This is a genomic window from Luteibacter sp. P4_E6 (genome assembly GCF_056401535.1).
In genome coordinates this window covers 1-13,016 of sequence record NZ_JBFUJE010000074.1, presented here as the reverse complement: position 1 = coordinate 13,016, position 13,016 = coordinate 1, and the positions used below count along the sequence as shown (strand labels likewise).

Annotated in this window: 12 protein-coding genes; 7 read left to right on the top strand and 5 right to left on the bottom strand. The window is 64.9% G+C overall.

The window, feature by feature from the left end; genetic code table 11:
- Positions 1–278: 278 nt before the first annotated feature.
- Positions 279–2,042 carry an arginine--tRNA ligase gene (gene argS, locus AC1DT2_RS07235; RefSeq protein ID WP_477295496.1) on the top strand — a complete coding sequence of 588 codons (1,764 nt, stop codon included), beginning with the start codon at positions 279–281 and terminating at the stop codon, positions 2,040–2,042.
- A 117-nt stretch (positions 2,043–2,159) separates the two neighbouring features.
- On the opposite strand, the gene AC1DT2_RS07230 is transcribed toward argS, so the two are convergent.
- Positions 2,160–2,501 carry a carboxymuconolactone decarboxylase family protein gene (locus AC1DT2_RS07230; protein ID WP_063571304.1) on the bottom strand — a complete coding sequence of 114 codons (342 nt, stop codon included), beginning with the start codon at positions 2,499–2,501 and terminating at the stop codon, positions 2,160–2,162.
- Between the two features lie 140 nt (positions 2,502–2,641).
- Between AC1DT2_RS07230 and tehA the strand changes: the two genes are divergently transcribed.
- A complete protein-coding gene (gene tehA, locus AC1DT2_RS07225) occupies positions 2,642–3,619 on the top strand; it encodes a dicarboxylate transporter/tellurite-resistance protein TehA (protein ID WP_477295494.1) in 978 nt (325 codons plus the stop codon).
- A 121-nt stretch (positions 3,620–3,740) separates the two neighbouring features.
- Positions 3,741–4,358: an OmpW/AlkL family protein gene (locus tag AC1DT2_RS07220; protein WP_477295492.1), complete on the top strand. Its 618-nt coding sequence runs from the start codon at positions 3,741–3,743 to the stop codon at positions 4,356–4,358.
- Here the strand turns inward: AC1DT2_RS07220 and rclC are convergent.
- Positions 4,346–4,924, bottom strand: a complete 579-nt coding sequence (gene rclC / locus AC1DT2_RS07215; protein WP_063571566.1) for a reactive chlorine resistance membrane protein RclC — start codon at positions 4,922–4,924, stop codon at positions 4,346–4,348. The genes AC1DT2_RS07220 and rclC overlap by 13 nt on opposite strands.
- Positions 4,925–5,019: 95 nt before the next feature.
- Here rclC and AC1DT2_RS07210 point away from each other — a divergent pair, with 95 nt between their 5' ends.
- Together AC1DT2_RS07210 and AC1DT2_RS07205 are read left to right on the top strand one after the other, a co-directional pair.
- Positions 5,020–5,940, top strand: a complete 921-nt coding sequence (locus AC1DT2_RS07210; protein WP_477295489.1) for an AraC family transcriptional regulator — start codon at positions 5,020–5,022, stop codon at positions 5,938–5,940.
- A gap of 70 nt (positions 5,941–6,010) precedes the next feature.
- The gene (locus AC1DT2_RS07205; protein ID WP_063571564.1) at positions 6,011–6,478 is read left to right on the top strand and encodes a DUF1203 domain-containing protein; all 468 of its coding nucleotides are present in this window, start codon (positions 6,011–6,013) and stop codon (positions 6,476–6,478) included.
- Here AC1DT2_RS07205 and AC1DT2_RS07200 read toward each other — a convergent pair.
- Positions 6,451–7,638 carry an MFS transporter gene (locus AC1DT2_RS07200; RefSeq protein WP_477295487.1) on the bottom strand — a complete coding sequence of 396 codons (1,188 nt, stop codon included), beginning with the start codon at positions 7,636–7,638 and terminating at the stop codon, positions 6,451–6,453. The genes AC1DT2_RS07205 and AC1DT2_RS07200 overlap by 28 nt on opposite strands.
- A gap of 89 nt (positions 7,639–7,727) precedes the next feature.
- Between AC1DT2_RS07200 and AC1DT2_RS07195 the strand changes: the two genes are divergently transcribed.
- Entirely contained in the window at positions 7,728–8,645 is a 918-nt protein-coding gene (locus AC1DT2_RS07195) for a LysR family transcriptional regulator (RefSeq protein ID WP_477295485.1), read from the top strand.
- Here AC1DT2_RS07195 and AC1DT2_RS07190 read toward each other — a convergent pair.
- Both AC1DT2_RS07190 and AC1DT2_RS07185 read right to left on the bottom strand, forming a co-directional pair.
- Entirely contained in the window at positions 8,642–9,376 is a 735-nt protein-coding gene (locus AC1DT2_RS07190; protein ID WP_477295483.1) for a TIGR02117 family protein, read from the bottom strand. The genes AC1DT2_RS07195 and AC1DT2_RS07190 overlap by 4 nt on opposite strands.
- Positions 9,377–9,646: 270 nt before the next feature.
- Positions 9,647–12,565 carry a TonB-dependent receptor gene (locus tag AC1DT2_RS07185; RefSeq protein WP_477295481.1) on the bottom strand — a complete coding sequence of 973 codons (2,919 nt, stop codon included), beginning with the start codon at positions 12,563–12,565 and terminating at the stop codon, positions 9,647–9,649.
- 177 nt (positions 12,566–12,742) lie between these two features.
- Between AC1DT2_RS07185 and AC1DT2_RS07180 the strand changes: the two genes are divergently transcribed.
- On the top strand, positions 12,743–13,016 hold a 274-nt coding region (locus AC1DT2_RS07180), incomplete at its 3' end, for a MarC family protein (RefSeq protein WP_477295479.1).

Below are 13,016 nucleotides of genomic sequence, written 5' to 3'. Positions count from 1 at the left end.
CGCTTACCCAGGCGTGCCGCCAGTTCGATGCCCGCCGCGCCACCGCCCACGCTCACGATGCTATGGGCACCGGGTCGCTTTGAAGCCGTCATACGAGTCTCCTCAAATAGCCTGGTTCCGAGCATACGCATGGATTCGTTGCTTGCTTGCGAAGACTGATCTTTTCCGGCTAAATCGAGAACATGACTCCCGCACGACTGCTCCGACGACGAACGATGCGCTAGCACCACGCGGCGCGCCCATGCGTGCGCCTGTGCCCATCGGTTACGGAGAAGCCCATGTTCCTGTCCCTGGCGTCGCATGTCGACGCCTCGCTCGCCACCGTGTTCGCGGCCCTTGGGCTGCCCACGGCGTTCGCTCGCGCCCAGCCCTCGACACGGTCGGATTTCGGCGACTTTCAGTGCAACGCCGCGCTGTCCCTCGCTCGTGAACAGGGGCGGCCGCCGCGTGCCATCGCGGAAGACATCGCGGGTCTGCTCCGGCAGGAGGCGATGTTTTCGGCCGTCGAGGTCGCCGGACCAGGCTTCGTCAACCTGACGCTGGCTGCCCCCTTTCTGGCGGCCTCTGCACGGGCCACGATCGCTCATGCGGGCCTTGGCATACCCGACCTGGGCCAGGGCCGTCTGGTGATCCTCGACTTCGGCGGCCCCAACGTGGCCAAGCCCCTCCACGTGGGGCATCTCCGTTCGCTGGTGCTCGGTGAAAGCCTGCGCCGCATCCATACGGCGCTCGGCTGGCGCACGTTGGGCGATGCGCATCTGGGCGACTGGGGCTTGCAGATGGGCATGCTGAGCTCGGCCATACGGCATCGTGACCCGTCACTGGCCTTCTTCAGCCACGGCGACAACGAGTCCTTCCCGTCGAACGCGCCGGTCACCCTGGATGAACTCGAGCGTCTGTATCCCGAGGCGGCGGCTGCCTGCCGCAGCAATGCCCGGCGCATGGCCGAGGCCCGCGCCGACACCGCGGCCCTGCAGGCGGGCGATCCCGGGTTGCTCGCCTTGTGGCGTTCGTTGCGCGCCTTGAGCCTGACCTCCCAGGTGGCGGACTTTCGCGAGCTCGGTGTGGTGTTCGATGTACTCGACGGCGAGAGCGACGTACGCGATGCCATCACGCCCCTCGTCGAGCGCCTTTGTGCCAGCGGCATCGCTCGCGAAAGCGAAGGTGCGCTGGTCGTGGATGTCGCTACGGCGGAGGACACCTTTGAGGTACCGCCGCTCTTGCTGGCCAAGCGCGACGGTGCGGCGCTCTATGCAACGACCGATCTGGCCACGCTGGAGGCGCGTACCAAGCACGAAGGCCTCGCACGCGTGGTGTACGTCGTCGATCAGCGGCAGGCGCTGCATTTCGAGCAGGTCTTCCGCGTGGCGGGCAAGGCCGGCATCGCGGCAGGCGTGGAATTGATCCACGTCGGCTTCGGCACCGTGAACGGACGCGATGGCCGGCCGTTCAAGACGCGCGATGGCGGCGTGGCACGGCTTACTGAATTGCTCGACGACGCGATGGCCAAGGCCACCGAGCGTATCGAAGGTTCGGGTTACGGAAGGGAGCTGGATGCGGCAGGAAGGCGTGCACTGGCGCGGCGTATCGGCATCGGGGCAGTGAAGTTCGCCGATCTCTCGGGGGACCGGCTGTCGGGCTACGTGTTCGATGTCGAGCGGATGGTGGCCTTTGAGGGGCGCACCGGGCCGTATCTGCAATACGCCTGTGTGCGGTTGCGTTCGTTGTTGGCGAAGGCGGACGGCGTGACGGTCGTGGCGCTCGGTGTGCCGGTGCACGGCAGCGAACGGGCGCTGGTCATGGCATGCCTGGGTTTCGGCGATGTCGTGGCGGAGTCGGTGCGCCTGATGCAACCGGGGGTGCTTGCGGAATACGCGTTCGGGCTGGCGCAGCGTTTCAGCCGGTTTTATGCCGAGTGCCCGGTATTGGCCGAGCCTGACCTGGACACGCGTACGTCGCGGTTGGGTTTGTGCGTGTTTACCCTGGGCGTGCTGGAGCGTGCGCTGTCGTTGCTTGCGATTGACGTGCCTGAGCGTATGTAGGGTTGTCGCTAGCACCCATCGCCGATGAATCGGCTCCTACACGGAGCACGTGGCGCGTCCAGCGAGCGTGGGACGCGTCCAGATAGCGCGGGGCGCGTCCCCAAGGCACGTGGCGCGTCAGGCTTTGGAATAGGCCTCGGTGGCGTCCATGACGCGGGCGGAATAGACCAGGGCTGCGCCGGCGTTAAGGGCGACGGCCACGCCGAGTGCTTCGGCGATTTCCTCGCGTGTCGCCCCTTGCTTCAGCGCTTCGGCGGTGTGCACGGTGATACAGCCGTCGCAACGCGTCGTCACCGAGATGGCCAGGGCGATCAGTTCGCGCGTCTTCGCATCGAGGTGGTTCGTCTTGGCGCCGGCACCGGACAAGGTCTGGTACCCCTTGATCGTGTCGGGGCTGAGCTTGGCGATTTCACCAATACGGGCGCCGAGTTCGTTGCGATATTCAGGCCAATCGAGCATGGGGGTTTCCTCCGGAATGGCCGGCGGCACGGGTTTGCGTCGTCGGTGAGAACATGATGGTCCTGGCGCGTGCGCCGGGAAATACGCGAAACGATCTAGTTCTGGCGCATGCGTCTCACGGTCACCTGCAAGGGGGTTTCATGGCTCTTCCGCGTCMCATTCCCGCATCGTTCTTCGGCATGGTCCTTGGCCTGGTCGGTCTGGGCGCCAACTGGCGCACGGCGTCGCGCCTCTGGGGCCTGCCAGCCGCGATCGGCGAAAGCATCATGGCGGTGGCCTTCGTGGTCTGCGCGGTGCTCACCCTGGCCTACGCGTACAAGTGGCTGGTGCATCGTGCGGCCGCTATCGAGGAAGCGCGGCATCCCGTGCAGTGTTGCTTCATCGGTCTGGTGCCATCGTCGGGTGCCCTGATGGGCATCGTGCTGGCACCGCACGCGCACGGCCTGGCCGTGGTCGCCCTGCTGACCGGCGGCGTAGGGCAGGTGGTGTTCGCGCTATGGCGCTTTGGCGCCATGCTCCAGGGTGACCGCGACATATCCACCACCACACCGGTGATCTACCTGCCCTCGGTCGCCGGTAACCTGATCATCTCGGCGGCGGCAGGTCTGCTCGGTTTCCCCTCGTGGGGCATCCTGTTCTTCGGCGTCGGCGTGTTCAGCTGGCTCGCGCTCGAGTCGGTCATCGTCAATCGTCTGCTCAACGCCACGCCCTTGCCGCCGCCTTTGCGGCCGACGTTGGGCATCCAGCTCGCACCCCCCGCCGTCGCGGCGGCAGCGTGGCTGGCGAACACGCAGGGCGCTCCGGAACTCCTGGTCCAGGCCGCGTGGGGCTATGGCCTCGTGCAGTTGCTGATGATGATTCGTCTGTTTCCATGGATCGCGAAGCAGCCGTTCGCGTCGAGCTACTGGGCTTTCAGCTTCGGCATCACGGCGCTATCTGGCAGTGCCTTGACCATGACCCTGCGCGGGTTGACGGGTGCGATCGCCGAGCTGGCACCGGTGCTGTTCGTCTTCACCAACCTGGTGATGGTGGTGTTGACCGTCGGTACGGTCGTGCGCCTCGCGCAGAACAAGCTGCTACCGCCGACCGTGACCGCCGCCCCGCCAGCGACATCGTAATGTGGGTGACGATCGGGCAGATTGTCGCGTCGAAACGACATTTCTCATCTTGCATGCGTTGACTTCCTAACCTGTGCGCATCCGGTCGTCATGACCGATGCAAGCAGGCAAGGAGTTCAACGTGTATCCCCTGAAAAAGCTCATCATCGCGGGCGTTCTGTGTGTTGCACCCGTCGGTGGCACCCTCGCGGAAGGCGTTGAATCGCCGTGGATCGTGCATGTCGGTGCCCATGTGGTCGATCCGACATCGAACTCGGGCGACCTCGCCGGCCTGTCCGCGAGCACCACGCGAAGCATGCGCCCCTCGGTCAGCGTGGAGTACCTGCTGGCGCCTGCATGGCGCATCGAGGTTCTGGCCGCACTGCCGTTCAAGCACGATGTTCGCCTCGACGGCCAGCGCGCGGTGAGCGTGAAACAGCTACCTCCCGTCGTCGGTGTGAACTACCACTTTCTGGCGGGCCAGGCGGTGTCGCCATTCCTCGGTGTCGGTATCAACTACACGCATTTCTTCGATGCGAAGGGCCACAACGCGCTGGACGGCGCCACGGTGGGCCTTGGCGACAGCTGGGGTGTCGCATGGCACGGCGGCGTCGATATCGCACTCGACGCGCGCTGGACCGTCACCGTCGACGCGCGCTGGATGGATATCGATTCCAGGGTGAAGGTGGACGGTGCCCGTGTCGGCACCGCCCACGTCGATCCCTGGGTCTACGGGGTGAGCGTCGGTTATCGCTTCTGATCGCCGGCGAGGATCGCCTTGGCCGCGTCGATGCCGATGATCCACGATCCTGCCAGCATCATCGTGTCCTTGAGCACCAGGCGCCCGGCACCCGACAGATACGGGAATCCGTGTTGCGCGTCACCGAGCGCGGGGACCCACGCTTCAGGGGTGGTGAACAGGAAAGACAAGGTGACGAGCGTGGTGGCGAACGCGAGGAAAGCGCCGAGCAGACCAAGCTTCTTCGATAGCGGATACGCCAGCACCAGCACCGCGATAGTCCATTCGACGACACCCAGGCCGGTGGAGAAGCCATAGGTGTTGTTCGCCGTCTGCCATTCCCGCTGCTCGGGCACCAGCTGGCCTTCGTGCGTGAGGTGCGCCTTGTATTCGTCGGGATGGTTGTAGAAAAACGACATCACGGGGCTGTTGGCGACGAAGGGTGTGATGCTGTCGGCCTCGAACGGAACGAACTTCAGTGCACCGATCCAGAGGAAGACGATGGCGATGGCGATGCGCATGAGGTTCGGGCCGAGACGCTCGGTGCGAACGAAGGTGGCGAGGATCTGGCGGGCAGTGGCGTTCATGGGGAGGACTTTCTTCTGGGAGGTCGAAGAAAGTGTTGCCCAGCACGGTGAGAGGATGAATACTCATATCACTCAATGAATGGCGCGAACGTCTCATGGATGCCTTGACCCGCGTGCTAGAACTGGCCCAGGTGCGGGGCGTCCTGGACCTTCGCTGCCAGCTGGCGGGCGGCTTCAGCCTCGACCACGTGGATGCCGAGCCCGGCGAGGCGCCCTTTCATCTGGTCCTGGGCGGAAGCGCGGCCATGGAGCTGCCGGGCCACACGGTGGTGATGGAAGCGGGTGACCTGCTGGTGCTACCCCAGGGCACTCGCCACCGCGTCCACGATCTGCGCGGGCGGGATGTCACTACCACCCTCTCGCTCGATCATGCAGGTCCCTTCCGCATCAAGCGCAATACCGACGGGGACACCGATCTCGATCTGCTCTGCGGCCGCTTCACCTTCGCGCCGGACGCGGGGAAGCTACTGTTCAGTGCCTTGCCCGAGGTACTCCATGTACGGCTCGGTCGCGAGCACGGGCTGGACGCACTGTCCGGCATCGTGAGGATGTTTCGCGACGAGGTGGCGCGCATGGATCCAGGCGCGCTGGCCGTAGTCACGGCGCTGACCCAGGCGCTGTTTGTGTTCGCCCTCCGCGCGCAGTTGCGCGATGGGCTCATGCCGCCCTCCTTGCTCGGTCTCATGGTCGATCCCCGGCTCAGTCGCGCCTTGCTCGCCATGCTGCGCGAGCCCGAGCGCGAGTGGACGGTGGGCTCGCTCGCCGAACAGGCGGCGATGTCGCGCGCCACGTTCGCGCGACACTTCGAGGCACGAGGAAACGTGGCCCCGCACGAGGTACTGACACTCTTGCGCATGCACGTAGCCGCGGAGCTTCTGCGCCGTGGCGAACTCACTGCCGGCGCCGTGGCCGAGCGCGTGGGGTATCGTTCCGAGTCCGCGTTCGGCAAGGCGTTTGCGCGCGTCATGGGCACGACGCCGGCACGCTTTCGTCGCGATGGAAGAGCCGCTTCGTAGCGCAAGATCCGGATGGTGGCGCAGGCAGTGCGAGCGGAACATGGCCTCGTACCCACCACGGAGCCACCCCATGTCCTTCCGCATCTCCGGTATCGACCCGAAGCCATTCACGTCGCTGTATGGCCTGGACGAAGAGCAACTCGCCAAGCGTGGCGTGATCCGCGTTATCGCCGCCAACGACACCGGTTACCCGGAGCGTATCGAACTACGCAACGCTCGCCGCGGTGAAGCCTTGCTCCTGCTCAATCACACCCATCAGCCGGCTGACTCGCCCTATCGCTCCAGCCACGCCATCTTCATTCGCGAAGGGGCGACCGAAGCGTGTGAGGTGAGTGACGACGTGCCGGAGGTGTTACGCACACGTACGCTCGCGTTGCGCGGCTTCGACGAGCGCGACCACATCGCCAGTGCGGTCCTCGTCGAGGGCAGCGTGCTGGACGAAGCGATCGAGCGCCTGTTCGCGATGTCCTCGGTCCGCTATGCGCACGTGCACTATGCGGCGTACGGCTGCTACGCCGCGCGCATCGATCGGGCCTGAACCTCGTGCCTGCGGGCGGCTTGGCGCGATACCGTCAACGCCGCCAGGGCCATCGCCGTCAACACCAGGGAGACCAGCGGCAGGCTGGCCACGCCGCTCGCTTGCGCGATGCGCCCACCGAGGAACGAGCCGAACGCGATACCGGCGAACAGGCCCGAGGAATTGAGGGCGAGGATCAGGCCGCGGATCTCCGGTTCGAGTTCGACCACGCGCCGCTGCTGTGAGGGGTAGAACACGTCCTGCGACAAGGCCCATACCAGCAGCGGCAGTATCGGAGCCCACCAGTACGCCGGCACGACCGCAAGGGCGAGGAACACCGGCAGCATCGTGCCCATGGCGGCATACAGCAGTCGGTTGGCGCCGAAGCGAAGCGCGAGGCGCTGGGCGAGCCAGTTGCCCGCAACGCCCAGGACACCGAAGCCGAACATGATGCCGGAAGCCGTCGCGGTGTCCGCGCCGAAACGGTCGTGCAGCAGCGCGGTGATGAGGGTATAGGTGACGAAGTAACCGGAGACCTGGAAGAAGATCACAGCGAGACCGGTACCGGTGGCCGGGTGGGTAAGTGCCTTCAACAGCCGTCGCAGGTCCAGTCGGACACCGCGTGACTCGTCGTCCACGGTTAGCCAGACCAGGAGGGCCGCGATGCTGGCCAGTGCCGCCAGACCGACGAACACCACGCGCCAGCCGAAGGCTGCGGAGGCCGCGATGGCCAGAGGTACGGCCAGGACACTGGAGATGGCAATGCCACTGAACACCACGGCCAGCGCGTGCCCTTGTCGCTCGGCCGGCACCAGGCCGACGCCGATGGAAGATGCCATCGGGGCAACCACCGTGGCACCGAGGCCGGCGATCACGCGGGCCGCCAGCAACCAGCCATAGCCTGGCGCGACGGCACACAAGACCGAACCGAAGGCGAGGACCAGCAACCCGCCGATCAGCACGTCGCGTCGCCGCCGGTGACCGATGAACACCTGGGCGAGCGGGGCGCCGACGGAGAAGGTCAGCGCGAACACGGCGACCAGCTCGGCCGCCTGCGCGACCGTCATGCCGGCGCCGACCATCGAGGCCTGGGCGCCCACGACCGCCAGTGAGGCGCTGCCGAGGGCGAAATTGCAGATGCTGAGGATGCGCAGCACCAGGGGAGGGGAAAGACGGGCCATGACGGCTTCGCAACGATGAGGGAGCGCCTTATCTCGGGTTCGCCGACCTATAATCAACATCGATTCCAGGCATACGAGTCATCCATTTCATGGATATCAATCGGGTCGACCTCAATCTGCTGGCCTCACTGGACGTGCTTCTCGAGGAGGCGAACGTCACCCGAGCCGCCCGTCGCCTCAAGCTCAGCCAGCCAGCGCTGTCCGCCCAGCTGGCACGTCTGCGCGAGTCGTTTGGCGATCCCTTGCTGTTACCCGCGGAAACCGGGCGCGGCATGACCCTGACCGCCCGGGCGGCGGCCCTCCGCGAACCGCTGCGTGCGGCCTTGCGGGATCTCGATCGTGTGCTCACCCATGCGCCGGAGTTCGATCCGGCACATAGCTCGCGCGACTTCCAGATCGCCCTGAGCGACAACGGCGTGGCCATCCTCGGTGTCGACCTCGTTGCCTGGATAGCCGCTCACGCAGGGCCTGGTATCCGCGTGGCCTTCCGGCCGGTGGACCCCGCCCGCATCGGCACGCAACTGGAATCGGGCGAGGTCGATCTGCTGGTCAGCATCGACAGCCTCATCCCGCCTGCGATGAAGGCCCGCGTGCTCCTGAAGGACCGCTACCTCATGGCCCAGCGAAAAGGGCACCCGCGCGGCCCGACGCCGCCCGACCTGGAGACGTACTGCGCACTACGGCACGTGCTCGTCTCGCTCGATGGCGGCGGCTTTCACGGCTTCATGGACGACTACCTTCACAGGCTCGGGCGCCGGCGACAGGTGGCAGTGTCCGTTCCCCAGTATCACCTGATGCCCGACATACTCGAGGCTACCGACTATGTGGGCGTCATGCCTTCGCGGCTCGTACAGCGTTTCGGCGGGCGGCTCGATGCCTGCGAGCTGCCCATCCCGACGCACGACATCTCCCTGTATGCGTCGTGGCATCCGCGCATGCACGCCGATCCCGCGCACCAATGGCTGCGCGAGCGCGTTGCCACCCTTGCGAAAGGCACGCCGACCTAACGACCGGCTTCGCCACGCAACTGCCAGAACAGCGCCTTGTCGAACGGTGACCACGCAGGCACGCGCACGCCGCTCTCGGCCAGGGCATCGCGTGTCCACTGGTTGCAGGTGACGAAGAGGCTGTAGCGGCCGCGGGCTTCGTAGAAAGCATCGTTCACGTCGTAGTGGCGGCCGGGAATCCAGACAGCCGAGCCGTTGCCATCGACGGTGACGCTTCGGCGTACAAAGGCAACAAGCCGTGCATACGCCTCGGGCGTCACGGTGAGCGGTATCGCCGTCGCATCGCGTGTCGGCGCGGGTCCATATTCCACGTGCATCGCGGCGGCGTCGCGCCCACCGATCGCGTTCAGGGCGGTCGCCAGCTTCAGATCGCTCCATTGCGGCACGTCGAGGAAGAAGGTGCGATCGCCCCAGCCGATCGTGACGTACTCGTCGGCGTCCGCGTCGTTCCGTCGCGCGTTGTGCACCGGCGGAAACAGCGCTGTCCAATCCATCAGCGCGTGCCTGGCGGGCATCGCCAGCCCCGCATGGACGCCGTTGGTGGTGAGCCATACGGTCACCCCGTCATCGGCGTGTCGCCAGTCGCGATTCAGCGGAATGGCGCCGAGGATGACGGCGGCGGCAAGGTAGAGGAGCGGCACGAGGAWGAGCACCCCGCTGACGGTCCACACGAGGCGTCGCGCGAGCGATGGCCGCGTGTCGTAGGCGCCCGATGGTCGCTGCTTGAGCATGGTCGCTCCCCGGGCATCCACGCACCCGCCGTGGCAGAAGGGTATAACGAAGCATCGAAGACCGCATGAGGGCCGCCGCCATGCCCATCGCAGACCACGCAGATCCTGGAGACGAGCCGTGCCCGGTATGCAAGGGCCTTGGCGAGGTGACGTATATCGACGAGGAGGTCGGCTGCCAGATCGGTGTGCCGTGCTGGGCCTGTGCGGGACCGGCCGAGGAACACCTCGGACAGCCCGCTTCGGATACGCCCTGGCCCGGTTAAACCGGACTCAGAGCTTGTAGTTGACGCCGAACATCAGCGTGCGGCCGTAGGTGTCGTACTCCAGCGGCCTGGCGATCTTGATGTTGTTCGGCAGCGAGGCGACCTGCTGCGTCTTCTCAGGCGAGTTGGTCAGGTTGTTCACCTGTAACAGCACTGACAAACCACTCAAGCGGCCCTCGGCGAAGGCATAGCCGAGCTGGAAGTCGGTCTGCTTGTCCGCCAGGATCTTCGTGTAGCCGAGCTGGTCGAACAGCGCCACGGCTTCGCCGGTGAACGATGAGCGATAACGCTCGGCGATACGCACCGACCAGCCGTGCTTCTCGTAGTAGAAGGCAAGGTTCGCCACCTTGCGCGACAGGCCGGGCAGGGTGGACGGACTGCCGGGAATGGTCGATACGGCACTTACCGGTAGCGAGCTGTTGGTCAGCGAGAAGTTCGCCTGCATGCCGAAGCCATCGAGCGCCTGCGCCAACAGACCGCCTTCGAAGGAGCCTGACAGTTCCAGGCCCTGCATCCTGCCGCCGGTGCCGTTTTCCGGGCGGGTAAACGAACCRATGGTGCTGGTCGGGGTTAGCGTCGGCGTATCGTTGGTATAGCGTGAGAAGTCGTAGTCGAGCGTGGTTTCGTTGTAGATGTAGTTGAGCAGGTTCTTATTGAAGACCGCCGCCGAAACATAGCTCGCTGTGCCGAAATACTTCTCCCACGATAGATCGGCGCCGACCGCGATATACGGTTTGAGCTTCGGGTTGCCGCCGCTGCCGGACCAGAGCACCTGGCCGGCCGCCGGGCCGTCGGTAATCAGCGCAACGTCCGCCGACGTGGCGACCTTTTCGTCGTCGATGCGGCCGCGCGCCATGGTCTTGGCCAGACCAAAGCGCAGGTACTGCTTGTCCGTCACTTCGGCAACGAGGTTCAGGCTAGGCAGGACCTTGTTGTAGTTCGTCCCGTCGGCGATACGACCGACCAGGGCGTCGCCGTTGGTCTGCAGCGCCTCGGAGGACTGAATCGTGCGCACGGCTTGCACACCCATGTTTCCGCGCAACGGAATGTCGCCCAGCATCGTATCGATGTTGAACTTGAGGTAGACGACCGGCACCTTTTCGCGCACCGTGTAATTGCGACTCCAGTCGCCCTGCGTGTTTCGCTCGGTGAGGTAGTACTGGTTGTCCAGGGACTGCAGGACGTTGTAATTGACGATGGCAGGAATACCGCCATAGCCCAGGTCGGTGATACCGCGCAGCGACGACGGGTCGATCGGCGCGGCAAAACCGGGCAGGTAATCGGCGGACGTGGAACCGTTGCCGTTGAGCCAGGCGAAGAGCACGTCAGCCTGTTTGGTCTTCTCGCGGTCCGAATAGTTCACGCCGAAGTTGAAGTCGCTGAAGATCCAGCCGACGGGATGGCTGATTTCAAGGCGGATCGCCTTGATGGTGTCCTTCTGCTTGTCATATTCCTCGCGCCCGTCGTAACCGTAGTTGTTCGCGTCGGTGAAATTCACGGCAGAGGTGTCGGACCAGTCCGTGCCTGGGCTGAAATCCGGGAAGCCTTCGTCGCGCTTCGTCTGAAAGTCGGTGGACGATGTCGCCTGGCCGGGCAGCCCGGCGAACAGGTAAGCGTCATGCAGGCGTTTCTTCGCGCTGGAATACGAGAGATCGGCCGTGGCGTTCCAGCCGTTACCGAAGTCGTATTGATTGTTCCAGCCGACCGAGAACAGCTTGTCGCGTTCCTTGGTGTACTCGTTCTGCAGAACCGTCTTCAGGCCATCGATGTGACCGGAGGTGACAATTGGGTAGGGCTGTGCAGGTACGGTGCCGATGTTCGCGTAGGAGACGTTGTCGTACGGACTGCTCGACCACTGCGCGCCGTTGAGGAACGTCTTCTGGTCGAACGTGGAGTAGTAGAGGTCGAGCGTGGAATGGTAGTGATCGTCCGGTGCCCACTCGAGCACGGTCATCAGGCCATTGCGCAACTGGTTCTCGGACTTGGCTCGTAGCTGGGCGCCTTCCTGCGACAGCACGTCGTCGGGCAGGCCAGGCGTGTGCGCCGCTCCCCACTGTCCCTCGGCGCCGTTCGGGCCGTTGTTGTTGCTCCACCACCATGCCTGGTACTGCTTCTCCTRCACGGGTGAGTCGAGCTGGGCAAAGCCCACGGCCAGGCCGAGCGTGTGGTCGAAGAACTGGTCGATGTACGAGAAGCTGGCGCGGTGCCCGCTATCGCCGACGCCGGTACCGTGGTTGAGGCTGCCGTTGGAGTTGCTTTCGCCACGCAGGTTCGCGGCGAACGTCGGTTTGGCCAGGTCGAGCGGCTTGATCGTATGAAGGTCCACCGTGCCCGACAGACCCTGGCCGATGAGGCTGGCATCGGGCGTCTTGTAAACGGCAGCCCCGCTGATGAGTTCGGAAGGGTACTGATCGAAATCCACGCCGCGGTTCTCACCGATGGTGGCCTGTTCGCGACCGTTGAGCGTGGTGCCGGCGAAGTCGGGCGAAAGGCCCCGGATCGAAATCTGGTTGGCGCGGCCGTCCACTCGCTGCGTGGCCAGGCCAGAGAGGCGCGCGAGGCTCTCGGCGATACTGCTGTCCGGGAGCTTGCCGATATCTTCTGCCGAGATCGCTTCGATGATGTTGTCGGAACTCTGCTTGGCTTTCAGCGAGTTCTGAATGCTGCCCTGGATGCCGGTGACGACGATGGCGTCGAGATTGCTCACGGCGTCGGGGTTGGCGGGATGCTTTTCCTTCTCTTTCGCGGTTTTTGCCGGTTTTGTGGACGGCGTCTCACTTTGCGGTGCCGTCGTTGAAGGGTTTTGTTCCTGGGCAAAGACGTCCGAGACGCAGAACAGGAGGAGGGCGGTGGTGCATGCCAAAGCCAGCGGACGCAGCTTCAGAGCGGGCACGGCAAGACACGGCGTCAAGCGTCGACGATTCATCGATATCCCTGCGTTGAATGAGTAGGCGACGCGCCCCCTGACGCACCGGCGGCGAGAATGATCGAGTGACACGAATCTGTCATCCTGCGTCGCAGCACGCGCGGACGATCCAATCCGCCGCCTGACAAGACCGGATACTGTGCGCGTCATTCGTCTACCTATCGCCCGGAGCGCCTTATGTGGGAAGAGCTGACCAAGACCGTGTTGTTGATCGTGGCGAGCCTGTTTCCCATCGTGAATCCGCCGGCATCCGCCTTCATGGCGATCAGCATCGTGCCGCACGCCACCGATGCCGAGCGTGCGGACATGGCACGCCGCGTGGCCGTGAACAGCTTCGCGTTGTTGCTGGCGTCGTTGTTGGTCGGTGCTTACGTACTGGGCTTCTTCGGTATCTCGATTCCGGTGCTACGTGTCGCTGGCGGCCTCGTCGTCGCCATGGCCGGTTGGCGCC